22 protein-coding genes, 1 tRNA gene and 1 riboswitch are annotated in these 22,375 nt (G+C 55.3%); of the genes, 12 read left to right on the top strand and 11 right to left on the bottom strand.

All coding sequences use genetic code 11. The features are described from left to right. Position 1: 1 nt before the first annotated feature. Both OU789_RS13210 and dxs read left to right on the top strand, forming a co-directional pair. Positions 2-871, top strand: coding sequence for a polyprenyl synthetase family protein (locus OU789_RS13210; RefSeq protein ID WP_274655985.1), 870 nt, complete (start codon positions 2-4; stop codon positions 869-871). 21 nt (positions 872-892) lie between these two features. Further along, positions 893-2,818: a 1-deoxy-D-xylulose-5-phosphate synthase gene (dxs, locus tag OU789_RS13205; protein WP_274655984.1), complete on the top strand. Its 1,926-nt coding sequence runs from the start codon at positions 893-895 to the stop codon at positions 2,816-2,818. A gap of 1 nt (position 2,819) precedes the next feature. On the opposite strand, the gene OU789_RS13200 is transcribed toward dxs, so the two are convergent. Continuing rightward, positions 2,820-3,653, bottom strand: coding sequence for an SDR family oxidoreductase (locus OU789_RS13200; RefSeq protein WP_274655983.1), 834 nt, complete (start codon positions 3,651-3,653; stop codon positions 2,820-2,822). A gap of 124 nt (positions 3,654-3,777) precedes the next feature. On the opposite strand from OU789_RS13200, the gene ade reads away from it, so the two are divergent. From ade to OU789_RS13170, 6 genes are all read left to right on the top strand, one after another. Beyond that, complete coding sequence (ade, locus tag OU789_RS13195; RefSeq protein ID WP_274655982.1) at positions 3,778-5,583, top strand: adenine deaminase; 1,806 nt, start codon at positions 3,778-3,780, stop codon at positions 5,581-5,583. Further along, on the top strand, positions 5,583-7,067 hold the full coding sequence (locus OU789_RS13190; protein WP_263951969.1) for an AMP nucleosidase: 1,485 nt from the start codon (positions 5,583-5,585) through the stop codon (positions 7,065-7,067). The genes ade and OU789_RS13190 overlap by 1 nt, the downstream gene beginning before the upstream one ends. Positions 7,068-7,200: 133 nt before the next feature. Then, a complete protein-coding gene (locus OU789_RS13185; protein WP_263951970.1) occupies positions 7,201-7,488 on the top strand; it encodes an HU family DNA-binding protein in 288 nt (95 codons plus the stop codon). Between the two features lie 90 nt (positions 7,489-7,578). After that, complete coding sequence (locus OU789_RS13180; RefSeq protein ID WP_274655981.1) at positions 7,579-8,457, top strand: DMT family transporter; 879 nt, start codon at positions 7,579-7,581, stop codon at positions 8,455-8,457. A gap of 55 nt (positions 8,458-8,512) precedes the next feature. Beyond that, entirely contained in the window at positions 8,513-9,226 is a 714-nt protein-coding gene (locus tag OU789_RS13175) for a cytochrome c biogenesis CcdA family protein (RefSeq protein WP_263951972.1), read from the top strand. A 9-nt stretch (positions 9,227-9,235) separates the two neighbouring features. Next, positions 9,236-9,643, top strand: a complete 408-nt coding sequence (locus tag OU789_RS13170) for a thioredoxin family protein (RefSeq protein WP_274655980.1) — start codon at positions 9,236-9,238, stop codon at positions 9,641-9,643. Between the two features lie 3 nt (positions 9,644-9,646). Here OU789_RS13170 and aroC read toward each other — a convergent pair whose 3' ends face one another. After that, positions 9,647-10,747 carry a chorismate synthase gene (gene aroC / locus OU789_RS13165; protein ID WP_274655979.1) on the bottom strand — a complete coding sequence of 367 codons (1,101 nt, stop codon included), beginning with the start codon at positions 10,745-10,747 and terminating at the stop codon, positions 9,647-9,649. Between the two features lie 90 nt (positions 10,748-10,837). Further along, positions 10,838-10,936, top strand: a riboswitch (TPP riboswitch). Between the two features lie 35 nt (positions 10,937-10,971). On the opposite strand from aroC, the gene thiB reads away from it, so the two are divergent. Genes thiB through OU789_RS13150 form a run of 3 tightly spaced genes read left to right on the top strand, consistent with a single transcriptional unit; the run spans position 10,972 to position 14,196 of the window. Further along, entirely contained in the window at positions 10,972-11,958 is a 987-nt protein-coding gene (thiB, locus tag OU789_RS13160) for a thiamine ABC transporter substrate binding subunit (RefSeq protein WP_274655978.1), read from the top strand. Further along, positions 11,934-13,514 carry a thiamine/thiamine pyrophosphate ABC transporter permease ThiP gene (locus tag OU789_RS13155; RefSeq protein ID WP_274655977.1) on the top strand — a complete coding sequence of 527 codons (1,581 nt, stop codon included), beginning with the start codon at positions 11,934-11,936 and terminating at the stop codon, positions 13,512-13,514. The genes thiB and OU789_RS13155 overlap by 25 nt, the downstream gene beginning before the upstream one ends. Beyond that, positions 13,501-14,196: a thiamine ABC transporter ATP-binding protein gene (locus tag OU789_RS13150; protein ID WP_274655976.1), complete on the top strand. Its 696-nt coding sequence runs from the start codon at positions 13,501-13,503 to the stop codon at positions 14,194-14,196. Before OU789_RS13155 ends, OU789_RS13150 begins: the two co-directional genes overlap by 14 nt. Before the next feature lie 66 nt (positions 14,197-14,262). Here OU789_RS13150 and OU789_RS13145 read toward each other — a convergent pair whose 3' ends face one another. The 8 genes from OU789_RS13145 to dapF form a co-directional block, all read right to left on the bottom strand. After that, positions 14,263-15,054: a cytochrome c1 gene (locus tag OU789_RS13145; RefSeq protein WP_263951978.1), complete on the bottom strand. Its 792-nt coding sequence runs from the start codon at positions 15,052-15,054 to the stop codon at positions 14,263-14,265. A gap of 16 nt (positions 15,055-15,070) precedes the next feature. Continuing rightward, positions 15,071-16,405, bottom strand: a complete 1,335-nt coding sequence (gene petB, locus OU789_RS13140; protein ID WP_274655975.1) for a cytochrome b — start codon at positions 16,403-16,405, stop codon at positions 15,071-15,073. Between the two features lie 10 nt (positions 16,406-16,415). After that, positions 16,416-16,973, bottom strand: coding sequence for a ubiquinol-cytochrome c reductase iron-sulfur subunit (gene petA / locus OU789_RS13135; RefSeq protein ID WP_263951980.1), 558 nt, complete (start codon positions 16,971-16,973; stop codon positions 16,416-16,418). Between the two features lie 169 nt (positions 16,974-17,142). Next, complete coding sequence (locus tag OU789_RS13130; RefSeq protein WP_274655974.1) at positions 17,143-17,751, bottom strand: glutathione S-transferase; 609 nt, start codon at positions 17,749-17,751, stop codon at positions 17,143-17,145. A 3-nt stretch (positions 17,752-17,754) separates the two neighbouring features. Further along, positions 17,755-18,378 (bottom strand): FMN-binding negative transcriptional regulator, encoded by a 624-nt coding sequence (locus OU789_RS13125; RefSeq protein WP_274655973.1) that lies wholly within the window; start codon positions 18,376-18,378, stop codon positions 17,755-17,757. Between the two features lie 74 nt (positions 18,379-18,452). Continuing rightward, on the bottom strand, positions 18,453-19,088 hold the full coding sequence (locus OU789_RS13120) for a glutathione S-transferase (protein WP_274655972.1): 636 nt from the start codon (positions 19,086-19,088) through the stop codon (positions 18,453-18,455). Continuing rightward, positions 19,085-20,338, bottom strand: coding sequence for a tRNA (N(6)-L-threonylcarbamoyladenosine(37)-C(2))-methylthiotransferase MtaB (gene mtaB, locus OU789_RS13115; RefSeq protein ID WP_274655971.1), 1,254 nt, complete (start codon positions 20,336-20,338; stop codon positions 19,085-19,087). The genes OU789_RS13120 and mtaB overlap by 4 nt, the downstream gene beginning before the upstream one ends. Then, the gene (dapF, locus tag OU789_RS13110) at positions 20,338-21,174 is read right to left on the bottom strand and encodes a diaminopimelate epimerase (protein ID WP_274656043.1); all 837 of its coding nucleotides are present in this window, start codon (positions 21,172-21,174) and stop codon (positions 20,338-20,340) included. Before dapF ends, mtaB begins: the two co-directional genes overlap by 1 nt. 106 nt (positions 21,175-21,280) lie before the next feature. Here dapF and OU789_RS13105 point away from each other — a divergent pair. After that, positions 21,281-21,356, top strand: a tRNA-Lys gene (locus tag OU789_RS13105). 220 nt (positions 21,357-21,576) lie between these two features. On the opposite strand, the gene OU789_RS13100 is transcribed toward OU789_RS13105, so the two are convergent. Next, positions 21,577-22,374 carry a methyltransferase domain-containing protein gene (locus OU789_RS13100; RefSeq protein ID WP_274655970.1) on the bottom strand — a complete coding sequence of 266 codons (798 nt, stop codon included), beginning with the start codon at positions 22,372-22,374 and terminating at the stop codon, positions 21,577-21,579. Between the last annotated feature and the right edge of the window lies 1 nt (position 22,375).

The following is a 22,375-nucleotide window of genomic DNA, read 5'->3' as shown; positions in this document are numbered from 1 at the left end:
GATGTTCAAAAATGCGCTGGCACAGGCGGCGGAAGAGGTTTCGACCTGCCTGACAAACGCGCTATCTACCTATCCCGATGGGCTGATCACCGATGCGATGCGATATTCCGTGTCGGGTGGAAAGCGATTGCGGGCGTTTCTGGTTATTGAGGGCGCACGACTCTATGGCGTTTACCCGCGCCAGTCTGTTTGGGCAGCCGCAGCGGTTGAAGCGATGCACGCCTATTCCTTGGTGCATGATGATCTGCCCTGCATGGATGATGACGATCTGCGTCGTGGCCTGCCTACGGTTCATATCAAATGGGATGAGGCCACTGCCGTTCTGACGGGGGATGCGCTACAGGCGCTTGCATTTGATCTGTTGGCACGGCCCGAAGCTGCTCCTAAAGCTGAAACGCGCGTCGAGCTGATTCAGACCATGACCAAGGCCGCTGGCGCACGCGGAATGGTGCGTGGTCAGGCGCTCGATATCGCGGCGGAATCGGCTCTAAGGCCGCTGAACTTGGAAGAAATCACTGAGCTTCAGGCCGCAAAAACAGGCGCTTTGATTGAATGGTCGGCGATGGCAGGGGCCATTCTGGCGGGGCAGGATGTTGGCCCATTGCGCCACTATGCTGATGCGCTTGGTTTGGCGTTTCAAATTGCAGATGACATCATGGATGTCGAGGGAGATGCGGCAAAGGCGGGCAAGCGCCTCGGCAAAGATGAGGACGCGGGCAAAGCCACATTTGTTTCGCTTTTGGGTCTTGATGGAGCTAAGGCGCGGGCGCGTGAATTGGTCGCTGAGGCAGAGGCCGCGCTTGCACCTTTCGGTGATAAGGCGCAAAACTTGCGTCAGGCCGCGCAATTCGTTATTTCGCGCGACAGTTAGCCCGCAGCCAAGGATCTCCGCATGAGCCAACAGCCAGTGACACCGATCTTGGACCGTGTCTCCGTTCCTGCGGATATGAAATCCCTGTCTGACGCGGAACTATGCCAACTCGCCGACGAAGTGCGTGCTGAAACGATTTCAGCCGTTTCCGAAACGGGCGGGCACCTTGGCGCTGGGCTCGGCGTTGTGGAACTGACGACCGCCATTCATGCCGTGTTTGACACGCCGAAAGACAGGCTGATCTGGGACGTAGGGCACCAATGTTATCCGCACAAAATTCTTACGGGTCGACGCGATCGCATCCGCACATTGCGTCAAAAGGGCGGGCTATCTGGTTTTACCAAGCGTAGTGAAAGCCCGTTTGATCCGTTTGGCGCTGCGCATTCCAGCACTTCGATCTCTGCAGCTCTCGGTTTTGCCGTAGCGCGGGATCTGGGCGGCGCGCCGGAGTATGGAATCGGCGATACCGTTGCGGTGATCGGTGATGGCTCCATGAGCGCGGGTATGGCATTTGAGGCGATGAACAACGCGGGCCACATCGGTAAGCGGATGTTCGTCATCTTGAATGATAACGAGATGTCGATTGCGCCCCCAGTTGGCGCGATGAGCAGCTATTTGTCCTCGCTTTATGCCGGTGCACCGTTTCAAGAATTCAAAGCTGCCGCCAAAGGTGCAGTGAGCTTGCTGCCTCATCCGTTCCAGGAAGGAGCGCGGCGCGCCAAAGAGATGGTCAAGCATATGACCGTGGGCGGCACGCTGTTTGAGGAGCTTGGCTTTTCTTATGTTGGGCCGATTGATGGCCACGATATGGATACACTCCTATCGGTTCTGCGCACGGTTCGTACACGCGCGACGGGGCCGATGCTGATCCATGTGGTAACGACCAAAGGCAAGGGTTATGCCCCCGCTGAAGGCGCGCGGGACAAAGGCCATGCGACCGCAAAATTCGATGTCGTAACCGGCAAGCAGAAAAAAGTGCCAAGCAACGCGCCAAGCTACACAAAAGTGTTCGCCAATGCGCTGATTCAAGAAGCTGCTGAGGACGATAAGATCGCCGCAGTCACAGCCGCAATGCCGGATGGAACGGGGCTGAACCTTTTTGCCGAGCGCTTCCCGAGCCGCTGTTTCGATGTTGGCATTGCTGAGCAGCATGGTGTGACGTTCTGCGCCGCACTTGCTGCGGGCGGGATTAAGCCATTCTGTGCGATGTACTCGACATTCCTTCAGCGTGGTTATGATCAAGTGGTGCATGACGTCGCAATTCAGCGTCTGCCGGTTCGGTTTGCAATCGATCGCGCGGGCCTTGTTGGCGCTGATGGCGCGACACATGCAGGAAGCTTTGACATTGCTTATCTTGCCAACTTGCCCGATTTCGTGGTGATGGCCGCGGCGGATGAGGCGGAACTTGTGCATATGGTCGCAACCGCTGCGCGCATCGATGATCGGCCAAGTGCATTCCGTTTCCCACGGGGCGAAGGCGTGGGTGTTGAGCTTCCTGAGCGGGGTATCCCGCTGGAGATTGGCAAGGGCCGGATCATCAAAGAGGGCGCGCGCGTTGCGATCCTGTCGTTCGGCACCCGTTTGAGCGAGGTCGAGAAAGCCGCCGAGTCACTCTCTGCAAGGGGTATCAATCCAACAATCGCTGACGCCCGTTTCGCGAAGCCATTGGACGAAGAATTGATCCTTGATCTTGCCGCAAATCATGAAGCGCTCATCACCATCGAAGAGGGCGCAGTCGGCGGTTTTGGAAGCCATGTTGCACAGCTTTTGAGTGATGAAGGCGTGTTTGATAATGGGCTGAAGTTCCGCTCAATGGTTTTGCCCGATACGTTCATCGACCACGCCAGCCCGAACGAGATGTACGAAGATGCCAAACTTGATGCGCATCACATCGAAGCCAAGGTATTGGACGTGCTCGGCGTGGCGCAGATGAGCCGCAATGCCTAGTCTATTCCGCCTCAAGAAGCGCTTTTAGGCCAGCTTTGTAGGTTGGATATGTGAGCTGAACGCCCAGGTCTTTCTTGATTTTATCGTTCCGCACACGTTTGGATTCCGCATAGAAACTGCGGGCCATCGGTGTCATCTCTGCTGTCTCGTAGTTTTCAGCGGGCGGGACGGGCAGGCCAAGCAAATCGGCCGCATAGGCAATCACGTCTTCGGGTGGGGCTGGATCATCATCACAGAGGTTATAGATCGCTCCTGCGCTTGGTGCATTGACGCTGGCGCGCAGTGTTTGAGCGATGTCCTCAACATGGATACGAGAGAAGACCTGCCCTTCTTTGAGAATCCGCCGCGCGGTGCCGGCACGTACTTTGGAGAAGGGGCCACGCCCCGGGCCATAGATGCCGGCAAGTCGAAAGATATGAAGCGGAAGGTTGCATTGCTTTGCCAACGCTTGCCATTGCCCTTCAGCCTTTACGCGCATCTCGCCGCGTTCTGTTGAGGGGGTTAAAGGCGTATCCTCATCGACCCAACCGCCGTTATGATCGCCGTAAACGCCAGTTGTTGAAAGGTAGCCAACCCATTTGAGTTGTGGCGCGATCTGGGCGATTTGCGGGGCGAGGTGCTGAAGCACAATATCGCCTTCCTCATTCGGTGCGATAGACACCAAAACATGAGAAACAGTCTCTAACAAAGGGGAAATGTCACTTTCCGGCCAGGCGATTGTATCGGCGCCACCGGCGCGAGAAGTGCCAGTAACTTCCCATTCATCGGGATTTAGTTTCGCGGCAAAGGCGCGCGCAGAATAGCCGTGGCCAAAAGAAAGCAGATGATTTTTCATGCAATCTTGATCTGAAATGCGCAGCCAAAGTGCAAGGGAAATATCGTGGCGTCAGGAGCAAGTTTTGCCCTGATGTCATTGTTTCTTCACTTGCACATCGGGAAAATCTCCTCAAAGTTGGTGCATGGAAAATCAATCTCTAAAATCATGGCCCGAAAGTGCTGCTCGGCTTGTTGCAGTTGCTGCAGGGCGGAGCGCCGCAGATGTCGTCATCAAGAATGGCACTTGGGTAAACGTTCATACACGCGAAATTTTAAAAGGTTCGGATCTAGCGATTGCCGATGGTCGGTTTGCATATTGCGGGCCGGATGCGAGCCATTGCATTGGTGATACTACCGAGGTGATCGACGCCGATGGGGCCTATATGATCCCTGGCCTTTGTGATGCCCATATGCATATCGAAAGTGGAATGCTGACCCCCGCGGAGTTTTCCCGCGCTGTCATTCCGCATGGCACCACGAGCATGTTCACCGACCCCCACGAGATCGCCAATGTCCTTGGACTCGAAGGGGTGCGTTTGATGCATGATGAGGCTCTATTGCAGCCTATTAACGTATTTACACAGATGCCAAGCTGTGCGCCTTCCGCTCCAGGGTTAGAGACGACTGGGTTTGAAATCTCGCCCGAAGATGTGGCTGAAGCCATGAGTTGGCCCGGTATCATTGGGCTTGGAGAGATGATGAATTTCCCGGGTGTGATTCATGGCGATGCCAAGATGCTTGCCGAGATCGCCGCTTCCCAGAATGCGGGCAAAACCGTGGGTGGCCACTACGCCAGCCCTGACCTTGGTCCTGCATTTCATGCTTATGCTGCCGGTGGCCCTGCGGACGACCACGAGGGAACCTGCGAGGCCGATGCAATTGCTCGCGTGCGTCAAGGGATGCGTCATATGATGCGGCTCGGTTCTGCTTGGTATGATGTTGAAAGCCAAATCACAGCCGTAACCAAAAAGGGGTTGGACCCGCGCAGTTTTATCCTGTGCACCGATGACAGCCATTCGGGCACTTTGGTTAATGATGGCCATATGAACCGCGTTGTGCGCCATGCAATTGCCTGCGGATGTGACCCTGTTGTTGCCCTTCAAATGGCAACGATCAATACGGCGACGCATTTCGGACTTGAGCGTGAATTAGGCTCTATTGCTCCAGGTCGTCGGGCAGATGTGATCTTAACCTCTGATCTAAAGACGTTGCCGATTGAACGGGTAATTGCGCGTGGCGTCACGGTTGCGACGGATGGAGAGATACTGGTCGATTGCCCACATCTTGATTGGCCGGAAAAGGCACGTAAAACAGTCAACTTGGGGCGGGATAGGGTCGAATCCGACTTTGAAATCGCTGCGCCAAGCGGCGCGAACAAAGTAACGGCAAAGGTTATCGGTGTTGTTGAAAACCAAGCGCCAACCAAGGCGCTTACCCGCGATCTTGGTGTGATCGATGGTATCGTGGAGCCTGACGAAGCGCAGGACGTTTGCCAGATCGCACTCGTTGAGCGGCACAGGGGTACCGGCGGCGTAACCAATGGTTTCGTGTCCGGCTTTTCCTACAAAGGCAAGATGGCGATAGCTTCGACCGTTGCCCATGATAGCCATCATATGATCGTCGTCGGGACCGATCGAGCCAATATGGCGGCGGCGGCGAACCGGCTTGGCGAAGTGGGTGGCGGCATTACCGTGTTTCAAGATGGGCAAGAGCTTGCGTTGGTTGAATTGCCGATTGCAGGGCTTATGTCGGATGAACCGGCCGCAACGGTCGCGGCGAAGGCCGAGCATATGGTCAAGGCCATGGAAGCCTGTGGTTGTTCGCTCAACAATGCCTACATGCAACACTCTCTACTTGCGCTGGTTGTTATCCCAGAACTGCGGATAAGCGACCTTGGCTTGGTAGATGTTACGAAATTTGAAATTACAGACCTATTTGAGGATCATTAATGAGAGCAGCAGATATCGACTTGCCCGTTCACACACCGCCAAAAACACGGCACGAGAGCTTTGACAATGCAGAGGAGGCCGTAGAGCGTCTGATCGCATTGTATCAGGAGGCAACGCATTATCTGAGTGAGAAGTTCAGCGCAAAAGCAGGCGGGCCGCTGCCCGACGCGCGCTATCGGGCCTATTATCCAGAGATCCGGATTACCACCACGAGCTTTGCCAAATCTGATAGCCGCCTGTCGTTTGGCCATGTGGCCGAGCCGGGAACCTATGCAACCACAATTACGCGTCCAGACCTGTTCAAAGCATATCTTACGCAACAGATCGGATTGTTGATCCGCAATCATGGCGTGCCCGTATCTATCGGCGTTTCCGATACACCAATGCCGGTTCATTTTGCGGTAGCCAACGATCCGGATGTGACGGTCCCTCAAGATGGCGCGATGGCCTATCCCCTGCGCGATATCTTTGACGTGCCAAATTTGGCGACAACCAATGATGACATCGTCAATGGGTATGCCAGCCCCGCACCCGACGGAACTGGGCCGCTCGCGCCATTTACCGCGCAGCGTGTGGATTATTCGCTTGCACGTTTGGCGCATTATACGGCGACTGACGCGGAGCATTTTCAGAACCACATCCTGTTTACAAACTATCAGTTCTATGTGGATGAGTTCGAAGCCTATGCCCGCGAGATGCTCGCCGATCCTGACAGCGGCTATACCGAATTTGTCAGCACCGGAAACACCATCATCACTGCGCCGGACGCACCACTCGACGCGCCAGTGAAATTGCCCCAGATGCCGACCTATCACCTCAAGCGCGAGAATAGCTCGGGTATCACGCTCGTGAATATCGGGGTCGGCCCAAGCAACGCGAAAACAGCGACCGACCACATTGCCGTTTTGCGTCCGCATGCATGGTTGATGGTTGGTCATTGCGCGGGGCTACGAAACTCTCAAAGCCTTGGGGATTTTGTGCTGGCGCATGGGTATCTGCGCGAGGATCACGTTCTGGATGATGACCTGCCGCCGTGGGTGCCGATTCCAGCGCTGGCAGAAATCCAGATTGCCTTGGAAGGTGCCGTGGCGAGCGAAACACTGTTAAAAGGGTATGACCTCAAACGGATCATGCGGACGGGGACAGTCGCGACAATCGATAACCGAAACTGGGAGTTGCGCGATCACTCCGGCCCCGTGCAGCGCCTTAGCCAAAGCCGTGCAATCGCGCTTGATATGGAAAGCGCGACAATTGCCGCCAACGGCTTTCGCTTCCGTGTGCCCTATGGAACCTTGCTGTGCGTCTCGGATAAACCGTTGCACGGCGAGTTGAAACTTCCCGGAATGGCGAGCGATTTTTATAAAACACAGGTCGCTCGGCACTTAAAAATAGGGATTCGGGCAATGGAGAGCTTGCGCGAGATGCCGCTTGAACGTATCCATTCACGTAAGCTCCGAAGCTTCGACGAGACCGCTTTCCTATGACTTCGGGTCATTTTTCCAAAAAAATCAGCGAAAAAGTGGATATTTGCACCACTAAACGTTGTGTCGCGTAACAATATTCAGTTAAATGCCGTCAATGAGGCCCAATATTCAGGGCAGAACGAGGAGACCTAAAATGGCAAAACCAATGACAAAGACCCAGCTTGTAGCAGCGCTGGCAGAAGAAATGGGTACAGACAAGAAATCCGCTTCCGGTGCTCTTGATGCTGTTATCGCGATCATCACGCGCGAAGTTTCCGCAGGTGGCGCAGTTACGCTTCCTGGCGTTGGCAAAATCTACTGCCGCGAGCGTCCTGAGCGTATGGTTCGCAACCCTGCCACTGGTGAGCAGATCAAGAAAGATGCCGACAAGGTTGTTAAGATGACAATCGCGAAAGCTCTGAAAGACAGCGTAAACGGCTAAGGCCATCAACGCTTCGGCCATCAGGCCATCAAGAATTTCGAGGGTCGCTTCTGGCGGCCCTTTTCTTTGGCAATATCGCGCGAGGGCACCATGGATATTCGGTCGTTGTTGATGGGGCTCGCCTTTGCCTTTGCGTGGAGTTCGGCGTTTACCTCTGCGCGGATTATCGTGAGCGAGGCTCCGCCGCTTGCAGCGCTGTCTTTGCGGTTCCTTTTGTCTGGAGTCATTGCGGTCTCGATTGCGCTTGCATTGGGGCAAACATGGCGGCTGACCCGCGCTCAGTGGAAGGCAACGATTGTGTTCGGGATTTGCCAAAACGCGCTCTATCTCGGGCTGTTCTTTTCGGCGATGACTCGGATCGAGGCATCACTTGCGTCGATCATAGCGTCGACCATGCCTCTGTTGGTTGCTTTTGCCAGTTGGTCGATCCTTGGTGAGCGGCTCTCGCGGATGGCAGTCGTTGGGCTAGCGGTTGGTTTCTCCGGCACTGTTTTGATCATGGGATCGCGGTTTTCAGGCGGAATAGACCCTATTGGATTTGTCTATTGCATCATCGGTGTCGCAGGATTGGCGACGGCCACACTCGTAATGCGGAATGCGTCGACAGGCGGCAACGTTATGATGATTGTCGGCCTACAGATGTTTGTCGGGTCCGCAGTTTTGGCTGTTGTGTCGCTTTTGATTGGCGAGAACCTTGAGGTTTCGCCGAGCGAAAGTGTGATGTGGGCCTTTGCTTATACGGTGATTGTCCCCGGAGTTATGGCCACATTCGTCTGGTTCAAACTGGTAGACCGTATTGGCGCAACGCGCGCGGCCACGTTTCATTTCCTCAACCCGTTTCTCGGAGTTGCAGTGGCGTGGTTCTTTCTGGGCGAGACACTGGGGCCGCTTGATATAATCGGGGTGATTGTGATTTCGGTTGGTATTCTTACGGTCCAATTGGCGCGCCAACCCGAATTCAAAACTTGATCACAAAGCCGTATGCGCTCCTGACAGGTTTTTCAAAAGCTGCTAGCGCAAATACATGGAGTTTGTATTTGCCTATCTCGCCGGAACGCTCACGCTGATTAACCCCTGCGTGCTGCCTGTCTTGCCGATCGTGCTTGCCTCGGCGCTTCAGGCCAGCCCTAAGGGGCCTTTGGCGCTTGCTGCGGGGCTTGGGGCCAGTTTCGTGGTTGTTGGTGTTCTTGTGTCGAGCGTGGGGCTTGCGTTTGGCATTCTCGCCGAAGATGTCGCCCGTATTGGCGCGCTCATCATGGTTGGTTTTGGCGTCGTACTTCTTAGCCCCGCGCTTAGCAGTAAGTTCACTCTCGCCACCGCCGGGTTTTCGGACCGTGCGGATCACGGGATGGACGTGATTGACCGTTCAACCTTGCGCGGCCAGTTCCTTGGCGGCGCTCTCCTTGGTGCGGTCTGGAGCCCCTGCGTCGGTCCGACGCTTGGCGGCGCAATTGCGTTGGCCGCTCAAGGACAGAACCTCGCGAAAGCGACCCTAATCATGGTGTTTTTCGCGTTTGGCGTGGCCACAATTGTTCTGCTTCTGGCTTATGGTGCGCGCGCGACTTTGCTGAAACGGCGTGAATTTATGCGCAAACTTGCCAGCAAATCCCGCACCATTATGGGCGTTATGTTTATTCTCGTGGGCCTTGCGCTCTTGCTTGAGCTTCACATCGTTGCCGAGCGTTGGGCTGTACAGAATCTGCCCGCTTGGTTCACCGACTTATCAGTCTCTATTTAGGAGGAATTCATGAAACGAAGAGATTTTATCGCAGGTGCAATCCTTGCAGTCTCGTTGCCGTTTGCGGCGATTTCAGGTGAAACAGTCGAGTACAAGCCGGGCTTGGTCGACGAAGCCTTGGCCGAGGGGAAAACTGTATTTGTCGATTTCGGCACAGATTGGTGCACAACCTGCGCCGCACAAAAACGCGCAGTTGAAGCGCTTCGGGATGAGAATCCAGCTTATGACGACGCGATTACATTCGTCTATGTGAACTGGGATCAATATTCCAAAGACGCATTGTCAAAACGTCTCAAAATCCCGCGCCGCTCGGTACTGGTTGCCCTGCGGGGAGATACAGAAATTGGTCGGGTGACGCTCGGAACTAGTAAGAAAGAGATTAAGGCTCTGCTTGATGCAGCTCTTGCTTCTAGTTGAATTCTAGCCGATTTGCCCTTGGTTAGAGCCGATTTGACCGCGGTGCAGCAGGATGTGATCCAAAAGGGTGCAGGCCATCATCGCCTCGCCCACAGGCACCGCGCGGATACCAACACAAGGGTCATGGCGGCCTTTGGTGATGATCTCGGTATCATCACCTGTTTTGGTCACAGTCTTGCGCGTGGTCAGGATCGAGGACGTCGGTTTAACCGCAAAACGCACCACGAGGTCTTGGCCCGTGGAAATGCCGCCTAATATCCCGCCTGCGTGGTTTGAGGTGAATTCCGGTCCGTTTTCGCCCATACGAATTTCATCGGCGTTCTCTTCGCCAGTAAGGGCCGCCGCATTCATACCCTCGCCGATTTCCACGCCTTTTACGGCATTGATGCTCATCATCGCTGCTGCCAAATCCGTGTCTAACTTAGCGTAAACCGGCGCGCCGAGGCCTGCGGGCGCGTTTCTGGCTACAACTTCGACAATCGCACCAACCGAGCTACCTGCCTTCCGAAGCCCGTCCAGATAGTCCGCCCAGCTTGCAGCGGTGTCTGCATCAGGGGTCCAGAATGGGTTTTGGTCGATCTGGGACCAATCAAATTTACTGCGGTCAATGGCGTGAGGCCCCATCTGGACCATGTAGCCTTTGATCTCGAGGTTTGGCACCAGCGCTTTCAACGCCGCGCGTGCAATGCCGCCCGCCGCAACCCGCGCTGCGGTTTCCCGCGCAGAACTGCGCCCGCCGCCACGGTGATCGCGAATGCCGTACTTCTGGAAATAGGTGATGTCGGCATGGCCGGGGCGGAATTTTTCGACAATGTCGCCATAGTCTTTGCTTCGTTGATCGGTGTTTTCGATCATGAGCTGAATCGGCGTTCCGGTCGTTTTACCCTCGAACGTGCCTGACAAAATGCGCACCGTATCCGGTTCTCGCCGCTGGGTGGTGTATTTGTTCTGGCCAGGTTTGCGAAGGTCGAGCCATTGCTGCAGCATTTCTTCGGAGACTTCGATATTCGGCGGGCAACCATCAACTGTTGCGCCAAGCGCGGGCCCGTGGCTTTCGCCCCAAGTTGTCACGCGAAAGAGGTGTCCAAAGCTGTTCATCGACATATGCGGCTCCTTTTCAAGGTTCTGTACCTGCCTCAAGGCCTTGGCTCAAGGGGATATCGCTTGCCTGAACGGGATCAAGGGCATAGGAGTGGAAGAACCTCGGGGGGCCGGAAACGGCTGAGATGCAGATGCGGACCCGTTGAACCTGAACCGATTAAGATCGGCGGAGGGAAGGTATTGGACGTTTCCACCCTTCATCCGCCCATCAGATGATGGAGCGTGAAATGAAATTTCCCATGATTGCAGCGGGTCTGGCGATGGCCTCAATGGCATCGGCCGAGACACCGGAGTTGATCGTTTACACATACGACAGCTTTGTATCCGAATGGGGCCCTGGCCCCGCGGTTGAGAAAGCGTTTGAAGCGCAGTGCGAATGTGATCTCAAGCTGGTTGGCGTCGGTGATGGGGCGGCAATGTTGGCGCGTGTACGGCTTGAAGGCGCCCGCACAGAGGCGGATGTTGTCCTTGGCCTCGACACGAACCTCACCGCGGCGGCGACCGAAACCGGATTGTTTGCCAATCACGGCATGGATGATGTTGTGTTTGATCTACCGGTTGAATGGAGCGATCCGATGTTCTTGCCCTATGACTGGGGCTATTTCGCATTCGTGCATGACACCACGAAAACACCAGACGTTCCGCAAAACTTCAAAGAGTTGGCTGATAACGATCTTCAGATCGTTATCCAAGATCCGCGCAGCTCAACGCCCGGTCTTGGTCTTCTGATGTGGGTTAAGGCGGCTTACGGCGATGAGGCTCCTGTAATTTGGGAAGGCCTTGCCGATAATATTGTGACCGTTACCAAAGGTTGGTCCGAGGCTTACGGAATGTTCCTAGAGGGCGAGGCCGATATGGTCCTGTCTTATACCACAAGCCCAGCCTATCACCTGATTGCCGAGGAGGACGCCACCAAAGCGGCACTTGCTTTTGACGAGGGTAATTACCTTCAGGTCGAAGTTGCGGCGAAGGTTGCTCATACCGAAGAAAGTGATCTGGCCGACGAGTTCTTGAGCTTTATGGTGAGTGACACGTTCCAATCCATTATTCCGACAACCAATTGGATGTATCCTGCAGTAACACCCGAAGCGGGGCTTCCTTCGGGGTTTGAAGCATTGGCAAATCCAAGCTCTGCACTTTTGTTTCCTGCGGGGGATGCAATGGCGGTTCGTGACGCGGCGCTGGACGAGTGGCTCAACGCGCTGTCGCAATAAACGGAGTTCCGCGCGGGCTGGTTCCTTGGGCGGGTGCAATTGTCAGCGCTTTGCTGGTGTTGCTCTGCTTGGGGACTGTCTTGGCGGTATTCCTTCGTGCGGAAAGCGCTGCGCAGTTTTCGCGTTCTGATTGGGTTGCTGTTCGGTTTACCGTTACGCAGGCCTTTCTGTCTGCACTCCTGAGTGTTGTTCTCGCGATTCCGGTTGCACGTGCGCTTGCGCGGCGAGAGTTTCGTGGGCGGCACACAATGATCGCGTTGCTCGGCGCGCCGTTCATCTTGCCTGTGATCGTGGCGATCCTTGGGTTGCTTGCTGTATTCGGGCGCACTGGCGTCTTAAGCACTTTTCTTGGATGGTTCGGATTACCACCGGTTCAAATTTACGGGCTGCATGGCGTGGTTTTGGCGCATGTATTTTTCAACTTACCACTGGCAGTGCGATTCCTCCTGCAGGGATGGGCCGCAATTCCGGCAGAGCATTTTCGGCTGGTGGCATCTCTTGGCGGCGGCCCTCGGGATGTGGGTCGCCTACTCGAGCGGCCCATGCTTTGGCGTGTGTTGCCCGGAACTTTTGCGCTGATTTTTCTGATCTGCACCACAAGTTTTGCGGTTGCCCTTGCTCTTGGCGGGGGACCAAAAGCGACCACGGTGGAGCTGGCAATCTATCAGGCATTTCGATTTGATTTTGACCTAAGCAAAGCTGCGCTTCTTGCGATTGTTCAGCTAGTGCTTTCGGGCGCAGCGGCGATCGCGGCGTGGAAGTTCTCGCGTCAACACGATGCAGGGCAGGGGCTTGATCGTGTGGTTCAGCGTTATGATCGTGCGCATGGGCGGCTTGCTGACGCAGCGTGGCTTGGATTCGTGGTGCTGCTTCTTGGTTTGCCGCTGGTAATGGTGGTGATGCAGGGGGCGGCAGGGTTTCTCTCGATGCCGGCAAGTGTTTGGGCTGCCGCAGGACGCTCGCTCTTGGTCGCATTGGCCTCGACATGCTTGGCGGTTACTTTCGGACTTGCGCTCTCGCTTTGGTTGGCGCGTTTGCGTGGTGCGCCGCGAGCCGTGGGAGAGATGGTGGCCTATCTCACTGTGGCGGTTTCTCCGCTTGTGATGGGGGCGGGGCTGTTCATTCTGATCTTTCCATTCGCAAGCCCGCGAGATTGGGCGTTGCCGATCACGGCGCTTGTAAATGCTGCAATGGCGCTTCCTTTTGTAACCCGAGCACTGATGCCTGCGGTTGAGGCGTGCGAGGCGGAATATGGCCCATTGGCAGAAAGCCTACGTCTCAGGTCTTGGGCGCGGCTGCGATACCTCACCCTGCCGCGCCTACGCCGCCCGATCGGGTTTGTTGCGGGGCTTGCGGCGGCTCTGTCGATGGGCGACCTTGGTGTTGTGGCGCTTTTTGCGGATCCCGAGCAGGCAACACTGCCGCTCAAGCTTTATGACCTGATGGGAGCTTACCGGATGGATGCGGCGGCGGGCGCGGGTTTGTTGCTTATGGGGCTGTCGTTCGGATTGTTTTACCTGTTTGACCGCGGAGGGCGGATGAATGCTTCGGTTTGAAGATGTGGTGCTTGAACAGGGTGACTTTCGCCTGACCGCTGATTTTACGCTTAATGCCGGCACGCAAGCCGCATTGATCGGTCCGTCCGGTGCTGGCAAGTCCACACTGCTTTCGGCCATCGCGGGGTTTCTTGAGCCATCAAATGGCGCGATCCGCTGGCAGGGAGAAAGCCTATCCGGCGTGTCACCCGGTGATCGGCCGATGAGTATTCTGTTTCAAGACAACAACCTTTTCCCGCATCTGACTGTGGCGCAGAATGTTGGGCTTGGACTACGCCCCGATTTGCGGTTGTCAAAAGCGGAAACAGCGCAAGTTACGGAAACTCTGGCGCGGGTTCGATTGGCGGAGAAGGCTGATGAAAAGCCTGCGTCGCTCTCGGGCGGACAGAATGCACGCGTGGCAATTGCGCGGCTAATGCTACGGGCAAAGCCTCTCTTGCTGCTCGATGAGCCTTTTGCTGCGCTTGGGCCGGCTTTGAAATCCGAAATGTTGGAGCTGGTATCAACACTGGCTTCGGAAACTGAGGCTACGCTGGTTATGGTTTCGCACGATCCGGATGACGCGCGCCGCATTGCGAATGAAACGGTCCTCGTTGCCGAAGGCGTCGCTCATCCGCCCAAGCCAACAGAGACGCTCCTCGCCCATCCACCAGCGGTGTTAGCGGCCTATCTAGGGCATTAACAAACTTTTTCAGAAAACAAAAAACGCGCCCCGAGGAGCGCGTTTCTTTTTGGTTTTGCGTCTGGCTTAGACGTTTGTCTTTTTGCCTTTGTGAGGCGCCCAGAGCTTTTTGTTGGTCAGGAACAACAGCACCGAAAGAAGCGACAGAAGCAATACGGCGGTGAAACCGACCTGTTTGCGCGCCATCATCTTTGGCTCGGCTGCCCACATCAGGAAGGCCGCGAGGTCTTCTGCTTCGTGGTGCAGATCGTTGCTGTGGCCATCGTCAAAATCAACATCCTCACCGTAGAGTGGTGGCGCCATAGCGATCCAGCCACCTGGGAAAGCGGTGTTTTCATAGAATGTTGTTCCTGCTTCTTCCTTCTCTTCACCTGTGTAGCCTGTGAGAATACCGGCGATATACTCTGGGCCACCGATGCCACGGAAGAGTTGGTTCAGACCTGTACCCATTGGGCCGTGGAACGCAGCGCGCTTCTTGGCCATGAGCGAAAGGTCAGGAGCCTCTTCCAGTGCCGAAGCAGGGAAGTGGTCAGCGGGTTTGGCTTCGCGGAAGTCATCAAGCTCTGCGTCAAAGACTTCGAACTGTGTTGAGTATTCGCGAACCTGATCTTCAGGTAGGTGTGGACCTCCTTCGTCTGCCAGCGTGCGCAGAGGCACATACTGGAGGCCGTGGCAGGACGAACAAACTTCGGTGTAGACCTTAAGGCCGCGCTGAAGCTGGTTTTGGTCGTATTTGCCGAATGGTCCTTCGAAGGAGAAGTCCACATCGTGCACGTGTCCAGCGTCGCCCGCAGCGTTCGCCGCTCCTGCTGTCAGAGCGACAGCAGCCAGTGCGGAAAGGGTGAGTTTCTTAAACATTGTCTCTAAACCTTTCTCACTTCGCCGCCGATGCATCATCAGACGCATCTTTGGGGTAGTGGGCGTTGAAATCATCTTCGATTGTCGCAGGAGTTTGCAGCGGTTTCTCGATTACACCCAGTAGTGGGAGGATAACGAGGAAGTAAGCAAACCAGTAAGTCGCGCCAATGAGCGAGATGGTGGAGAACGGAGGCTCCGCTGGCATCGCGCCGGCCCACATCAGAACGATGAAGTCGAGGGCGAGCAGGGCAAACCACCATTTGAACATCGGACGGTAACGGCCAGAGCGAACGCTGGATGTATCCAGCCAAGGCGCCAGTGCCATTACAAAGATCGCAGCGAACATCGCGATAACACCGAAGAACTTTGCGTCAACAATGCCGCCAGTTACGAAGGAAGCAATCTGTACGACCCAAACATCCGCGGTGAAGGCCCGCAGGATCGCGTAGAACGGCAGGTAGTACCATTCAGGAACGATGTGCGCAGGTGTCACGAGTGGGTTGGCTTCGATGTAGTTGTCAGGGTGGCCAAGGTAGTTTGGCATAAAGCCGACAACAGCGAAGAACACGACGAGCACAACAGCGAGAGCAAAGAAATCCTTGATCACGAAGTAGGGCCAGAATGGTAGCGTGTCTGCGTCAGCTTCTTTCTTGGAGCCGCGACGCACCTCAACACCTGTCGGGTTGCTGTTGCCTGTCGTGTGGAACGCCCAGATGTGAACGATCACAAGACCTGCAATCACGAACGGCAGGAGGTAGTGCAGCGAGAAGAAGCGGTTCAGCGTTGCGTTATCAACCGCAGGTCCGCCAAGCAGCCAAGTCTGGATTGCTTCGCCAACGAACGGAACCGCACCAAAGAGGCCGGTGATAACGGTTGCGCCCCAGAAGGACATCTGACCCCATGGAAGCACGTAGCCAAGGAAGCCGGTTGCCATCATCGCAAGATAGATGAGCATCCCGATGATCCAAGTCACTTCGCGCGGGGATTTGTAGGAACCGTAGTAAAGGCCACGGAAAATGTGCAGGTAAACAGCGATAAAGAACAAAGACGCGCCGTTTGCGTGCAGGTAGCGGAGCATATGGCCGCCGTTTACGTTCCGCATAATGTGCTCAACACTTGCGAAGGCAAGGTCAACATGCGGTGTGTAGTGCATTGCGAGGATGATGCCAGTTACGATCTGCAGAACAAGGCAGAAAGCCAGCACGATACCCCAGATCCACATCCAGTTAAGGTTCTTGGGTGTGGGGATCATGATCGTGTCATAGACAAGGCCGACAACGGGCAGGCGCTCGTGTAGCCATTTTTCAAAGCCCGTCTTGGGCTCGTAATGATCGTGAGGAATTCCAGACATTACGTTCTCCCTATCCGAGTTTGATTGTTGTTTCGTCTTCAAAGACCGCGACAGGAACCGGAAGGTTTGTCGGCGCGGGGCCTTTGCGGATACGACCGGCTGTGTCGTAGTGGCTACCGTGGCATGGGCAGAACCAACCGTCGAAGTCACCAGCGCCATCGCCGAGCGGCACACAACCAAGGTGCGTACAAACGCCCATCATCACAAGCCATTCACCGGATTCGTCGAGCGCACGGTTTTCGTCGCTTGCGTCGCCGGGGTGATTTGCGTTGCGCGATTCATTGTCTGGAAGATCGCCCAGATCAACTGCACGGGCTTCATCGATTTCTTCCTGCGTGCGACGACGGATAAACACGGGTTTACCCAGCCACTTAACTGTGAGCTGCGTGCCGGGTTCAATATCCGCAACGTCAACGCGAATTGACGCCAGGGCTTGGACATCTGCGCTGGGATTCATCTGATTGACCAGCGGCCAGACGGCTGCACCAGTCGCGACTGTGGCAGTACCAGCGGTCGCATAGTACAGGAAATCCCGGCGTGTGCCTTCGTGATCTTCTGCGTGGGACACGAGTATCTCTCCATTTATTGGCCACCAAGGCCGGAAACGAACGTCAGCTTTGCGGACAAAACTGGCTTATCGCGGCTTTTAGCTGTCTGATACGCCTACGTCTAGCGGTCAATCTGGCGCAGATAGCTTCTTCTGTTCAAATGTGGGGTTTTCGCACCCCGATTCTGCCCTATCCAGCAGGAATCGTTGCTTTCATCGACGGGCGTTCGCTGAATTTAGCATACCAATCGTCTAATCCGCCTGCATTTTTTCTCCAACCACGGGCGTCATGGCGAAAATCGAGGTATCCGAGCGCACATCCAACCGCAATTTGCCCGATCGACAAGGGACCAGAGAGGTTTGACAGCCATTTTTGATCAAGTGCCTCAACGGCTTGCTCAACTTTGTGCCATTGGGATTCGATATAGTCGTGGAATTGTTTGTCGTCGGGGCGGAGGCGACGCTCATAGACCATAAGCAGAGCGGCATCGACTATTCCATCGGCGGTGGCCTCGATAACGAGGTTGCTCCATTTGCTCTCGCCTTCGCCATAAAGCGAAGCTCGCGCACGATCATCAAGGAACTGACAAATTACGCGGCTGTCATACAGCGTAGGGGCGCCGTCACGAGCAAGCGCAGGAACTTTGCCTAGCGGGTTATGAGCCGGAAGGCCTTTGGCAGGAGCGAGGGGCGTCCCTGAGGTCGGGAGCTTTTCAACGTCTTCAAGCTGGCCTGTTTCATGAAGCAGAACCATGATTTTGCGCACAAAGGGTGACGTCGGGCTATAATACAGTTGCATGGTTTAATCCTCCTGAACGCCCGTCATCAGGGCTGCGAGCATGGTTGTTTCTTGGCCGTGGTCATATGTTTTTACGAACCCCGCAGCGGATTTGCGGGCGTCTTCGGGCTTGTTCTGTCCAAGCTTCCAAGTGCCTTCGACGTTTTCGATTGTTAGGCGGCACGGAGTAATCATCCGCATCATCTTGGCGAGGGCCTCTTCGGGCATCTTACTCGTGAGCCAAGGCTCTTTTGGCAAAAGCCGAGCTTCATTCACTTCGGAGAGGCGGTCAAGATGGCCGCGAAGTTCCGCGGCGGGTAGAACTTCCAACTCTCCGCGTAAATGCACTGCCACATAATTCCACGTGGGTACCTGATCATCCATCTCGTACCAATCGGGCGAAATGTAACCATCTGGACCTGTAGCCGCCAAAACCGCCTTTTGAATTCCTTCTATACCACGAATGATCGGATTGGACCGCACAAGGTGCATCTCGGCATATGAGCCATCCGGCGAAATCCAGAATGGGACATGTGCCAGCGTTGGGCCAGCTTCGCCGTTAACCGCAAGTGTGCCGAACCCGCGCTCGCGCGCGAACTGTAGGTTTTGTTCAATTGTTGATTTGCGGAAAACCGGATTGGGGTGCATGGCAGGCCTTTCGTTCAAGCGCGCACATGTTCCGCAGAGCAAGGGCAACGCGCAAGCGAAAACCGCACACAGCTTTAAGGGAAATCAATGCCTTTTGTGCCACTTTGCCAAACAGGATGCTTCACCATGATCTTGGCAAACCGCTCGGAAGCCAGAAACTCTTCAAGCCAACGGATCAGGTGGGGCCAATCTTGTGTGTCAAACCAAGCCCGATCTACATTCGCGTATTGGCGCACGAAGGTCACTGTCGCCATATCGGCTATTGTGCGTGTTTCGCCAAAGAGGAAGGTGTTTTCCGATAGGCGTTGATCAAGATCGCGCAAAAACACAGCGGCCTTTTCGCGTTCGGTTTCGCGGTCTGCGTCCTCATATCGAGTGGCGTATTTATAGCGGTCGAGCGCGGTTTTGAATTCGGTGTCCGAGCGTTCAATCAGGGCAAATGCCTCGTTCGGCACATCTAGCCACGCTTCCGGATCATTGCGCTTCAATGACCACAACATGATGTCGAGACTCTCGTCGATCACTTCGCCCTCTGCGATGAGAACAGGTACGGTTCCCTTGGGCGAGGCCGCGAGCATCTCCTCTGGTTTGTCGCGCAGCAGAATTTCCCGTAACTCGCATTTGATCCCCGCGCTTGCGAGAGCAAGACGCGCTCGCATCGCATAGGGGCAGCGGCGGAATGAATAAAGAATGGCGGAGTGATCGGTCATGCGACGAGCTGGTTGCCTTGGCTTGATTTGATCGCGGCGGTTACAATCTGCCCTTCCGCTTGTGGGTCGGCAAACGTTACTTCAGTGAATTGCTCTGTGCGCCCCATGTGTGGGTTTTCCATCAGAACAGAGTGTGTCTTGCCGATTTGCGACGCCAGATGTGCGGCGACCTGTTTCTCGCCCTCTGCTCGAAGACGGGCGGCGCGGTTTTTGATCGTTTTCCCATCAACAGCGGGCATCCGCGCCGCAGGCGTTCCTTCGCGTGCGGAGTAAGGGAATACGTGCAGCCACGTGAGATCACATTCGGAAACAAGTTTGATCGAATTTTCAAACATTGCGTCTGTCTCTGTCGGGAAACCGGCGATGATGTCTGCGCCAAAAGTCATATTCGGCCGCAATGCACGGGCCTCCTCACAGAACTGGATGGCATCATCGCGCAAGTGACGGCGTTTCATCCGCTTTAGGATCATGTCATCGCCCGCCTGCAAAGACAGATGCAAATGAGGCATCAAACGCGGCTCCGTCGCAATGGCTTGCATTAGGCTCTCGTCCACCTCGATCGAGTCAATCGAGCTAATGCGAAGGCGCGGCAAGTCCGGAACGAGTCGCAATATCCGCATAACCAGATCGCCCAGCTTTGGCGTCATGGGCAAGTCCGCGCCCCAGCTTGTAAGGTCCACCCCTGTGAGCACGACTTCATTAAAGCCGCGATCCACAAGGCGTTTGATCTGATCAACCACCACGCCCGCCGGTACTGAGCGGGAATTGCCGCGGCCATAGGGAATGATGCAAAACGTACAACGATGATCACAGCCATTCTGTACCTGAACATACGCGCGGCTGCGTGTACCAAACCCGTCAATCAAGTGCCCTGCGGTTTCGGTCACGGCCATGATGTCGTCAACCTGAACCGCTTCGGTTTTGCCGATGAAATCCGGCCCCATACGAGACCACGTTTCGGGCTGCATTTTCTCTGTGTTGCCAATCACCAAATCAACCTCATCCATCGCAGAAAAGGTTTGCGGCTCGGTTTGGGCGGCGCATCCGGTAACGATGAGTTTGGCATCAGGGTTTTCACGCCGAAGCTTCCGAATCTCCTGACGCGCCTTGCGCACGGCCTCCGCCGTTACGGCGCAAGTGTTCACAACAACGGCGTCTTTGACGCCTGCTGCTTCGGAGAGTTCCTTCATCGCCTCGGTTTCATAGGCGTTCAGGCGGCACCCCAGCGTGGTGAACTTTGGCACAGCCATCAGATCGACTCCAGAAACTGCCGCGAAAGGCTCGCGTCAAATGCATGCATCGTTGGCCCTGTCATCCAGACGCCATCGTCACGCCAATCGATCGTGAGCATCCCACCATCGGTAACAACCTCGACACAACGCCCCGTGAGACCACGCCGCGCCGCCGCTACAGCGCTCGCACAGCTTCCAGAGCCAGAGGCCATCGTCACGCCAACACCGCGCTCCCAAATCCGCATGCGAATCCGGTTTGGCGCAACATGCGAGATGAACTCAACATTCGTGCGCTCGGGGTAAAGCGGATGAGTTTCGAACTCGGCTCCGAGCTTTTCCAAATCAACAGACTCAGCGTCCTCAACGATGAAAGTGCAATGGGGGTTGCCCATGCCCGTGGCTACTGGATCACCCTCAATCGGGAGAGAGAGCGTATCCATCTTTGAGGCGATCGGTATTTCATCCCATTGCAGCAGCGGCGCACCCATATTGATTCGGGTAAGCCCATTGCCGGCATCTTCGCCCAAAAGAATACCACGCTCGGTTCTCAGGCTGATCTTGTCGGCTCCGGATTCGTTCATCAAATGCCGCGCGATACAGCGCGTAGCATTCCCGCACGCGCCCGAGGTCGAGCCATCAGAGTTGTAAAAAACAAGCTCTGCGTCTGTCTCATTGCTTTTGAGGATCTCTGCAAGCTGATCGAATCCTACGCCGGTGTGGCGATGACCCACTGCGCGCGCCAAATCAGGCGTCACAATCGCGCCTGTTTGTCGGGAATCAATCACGACAAAATCGTTACCCAGCCCGTGCATTTTCATAAACGGCAGGGAATCTCTGTCAAAAGCCTGTTTCATAAGGCGGATATAGACCTCGGAAAAAAGATTTACCAGCAATCTGCAAGAAATCTTCAGAATCGGCTTGACCCCGCCCCCGCGCTTTCTTAGAGAAGCGCCACAGTGTGGGCCGTTAGCTCAGTTGGTAGAGCAACTGACTTTTAATCAGTAGGTCGATGGTTCGAACCCATCACGGCTCACCACTTTTTCTCTCAGAATATTGGGTGATGTGGTGTTCCTGTTTGTGCGCCGAAAGCGCACCGTTTCTTGTGCGGAAGCAGTTCGTCTCGTATGCGTTGGACGTAAACCGCAATGACGTGCTCTAGATTATTTTCTTTGCGATGAACGTCTGTAGCGACGAATCAAATATTTACTAGCTCTGGGAGTTCGGTAGAGAAATCTACATCAATGGCGATTCAGCTGTTACTTGCTCGCAATGTATGTCGCGATTGCTTGATATCCGTAGAGCTGCCCTGCCTGTAGTCGCCGATCATGTTCACCGACGAGGGCTTCGGCTAAGTCTTTGCCGATTTCGCCGCGTTCCGCCATCAAGCGGGTGGCTTCGGTGACCCACGGTAGCATTTGCTCTTTTGATGTGATGACGCGGCTCGTGATGTCGAAATGCTCGACACTGAATCCGGCTGCGCTGGTAAGGGGCCCCAATTTCGCGACAATATGGGCATCAGTTACAAACTCGCTTACGAACGCTTTGACGCAAATGTCGAGTGGGTCATTCGGGAAGCTTCCTAATGCGGCTTTTGAAAAATCTACGTCGCAAATGACCAGCTTGCCGCCGGGTTTCAGAACCCGAAAGCCTTCGTTGATGAGGGCGGAGGGGGCAACCACATGGGACAGCACGGTGTGCATCACCACGTTATCTACTGACTCGTCTTCCAGCGGGAGCGCTGCGCCATCAGCGGTTTCGAATGACAGATTTTCAAGCCCTGTTACGCGCTGCTGGGCTTCTTTGACAAAACCGTGGGATGGTTCATAGCCGACAACTTTGGTTGGATGGGCAAACGCGGCAATCCGCCTCGTAACCGCTCCAGCTCCTGCTCCAACTTCGATTGTGAGGCCAGATGGTTCGAATGTGAGCCGTGCGAGATAATCGGCCACAATCTTCTCCATTTTGGGATCTGACTGACGCTGATCCATTAAATCCGCAAAGAGCCGAATGAACTCGGCGCCAGCGGCATCAACGTCTTGAAATGGATCGGCCATA

Origin of the sequence: Halocynthiibacter sp. C4 (assembly GCF_028823805.1) — a bacterium.
Lineage (GTDB): Bacteria > Pseudomonadota > Alphaproteobacteria > Rhodobacterales > Rhodobacteraceae > Falsihalocynthiibacter > Falsihalocynthiibacter halioticoli.
The sequence above is the reverse complement of the archived record's forward strand: the minus strand, read 5'-3'. Positions and strand labels throughout refer to the sequence as shown.

What these genes read in the sequence shown, in the direction of transcription:
- dapF (WP_274656043.1), bottom strand. Translation starts at nt 21,174, where the DNA reads ATGAAACAGGCTTTTGACAGAGATTCCCTGCCGTTTATGAAAATGCAC.
- OU789_RS13100 (WP_274655970.1), bottom strand. Translation starts at nt 22,374, where the DNA reads ATGGCCGATCCATTTCAAGACGTTGATGCCGCTGGCGCCGAGTTCATT.
- OU789_RS13200 (WP_274655983.1), bottom strand. Translation starts at nt 3,653, where the DNA reads ATGAAAAATCATCTGCTTTCTTTTGGCCACGGCTATTCTGCGCGCGCC.
- OU789_RS13175 (WP_263951972.1), top strand. Translation starts at nt 8,513, where the DNA reads ATGGAGTTTGTATTTGCCTATCTCGCCGGAACGCTCACGCTGATTAAC.
- OU789_RS13130 (WP_274655974.1), bottom strand. Translation starts at nt 17,751, where the DNA reads ATGCAACTGTATTATAGCCCGACGTCACCCTTTGTGCGCAAAATCATG.
- OU789_RS13150 (WP_274655976.1), top strand. Translation starts at nt 13,501, where the DNA reads ATGCTTCGGTTTGAAGATGTGGTGCTTGAACAGGGTGACTTTCGCCTG.
- aroC (WP_274655979.1), bottom strand. Translation starts at nt 10,747, where the DNA reads ATGTCGATGAACAGCTTTGGACACCTCTTTCGCGTGACAACTTGGGGC.
- mtaB (WP_274655971.1), bottom strand. Translation starts at nt 20,338, where the DNA reads ATGGCTGTGCCAAAGTTCACCACGCTGGGGTGCCGCCTGAACGCCTAT.
- OU789_RS13180 (WP_274655981.1), top strand. Translation starts at nt 7,579, where the DNA reads ATGGATATTCGGTCGTTGTTGATGGGGCTCGCCTTTGCCTTTGCGTGG.
- ade (WP_274655982.1), top strand. Translation starts at nt 3,778, where the DNA reads ATGGAAAATCAATCTCTAAAATCATGGCCCGAAAGTGCTGCTCGGCTT.
- OU789_RS13125 (WP_274655973.1), bottom strand. Translation starts at nt 18,378, where the DNA reads ATGCACCCCAATCCGGTTTTCCGCAAATCAACAATTGAACAAAACCTA.
- dxs (WP_274655984.1), top strand. Translation starts at nt 893, where the DNA reads ATGAGCCAACAGCCAGTGACACCGATCTTGGACCGTGTCTCCGTTCCT.
- thiB (WP_274655978.1), top strand. Translation starts at nt 10,972, where the DNA reads ATGAAATTTCCCATGATTGCAGCGGGTCTGGCGATGGCCTCAATGGCA.
- OU789_RS13185 (WP_263951970.1), top strand. Translation starts at nt 7,201, where the DNA reads ATGGCAAAACCAATGACAAAGACCCAGCTTGTAGCAGCGCTGGCAGAA.
- OU789_RS13120 (WP_274655972.1), bottom strand. Translation starts at nt 19,088, where the DNA reads ATGACCGATCACTCCGCCATTCTTTATTCATTCCGCCGCTGCCCCTAT.
- OU789_RS13210 (WP_274655985.1), top strand. Translation starts at nt 2, where the DNA reads ATGTTCAAAAATGCGCTGGCACAGGCGGCGGAAGAGGTTTCGACCTGC.
- OU789_RS13145 (WP_263951978.1), bottom strand. Translation starts at nt 15,054, where the DNA reads ATGTTTAAGAAACTCACCCTTTCCGCACTGGCTGCTGTCGCTCTGACA.
- OU789_RS13170 (WP_274655980.1), top strand. Translation starts at nt 9,236, where the DNA reads ATGAAACGAAGAGATTTTATCGCAGGTGCAATCCTTGCAGTCTCGTTG.
- petB (WP_274655975.1), bottom strand. Translation starts at nt 16,405, where the DNA reads ATGTCTGGAATTCCTCACGATCATTACGAGCCCAAGACGGGCTTTGAA.
- OU789_RS13190 (WP_263951969.1), top strand. Translation starts at nt 5,583, where the DNA reads ATGAGAGCAGCAGATATCGACTTGCCCGTTCACACACCGCCAAAAACA.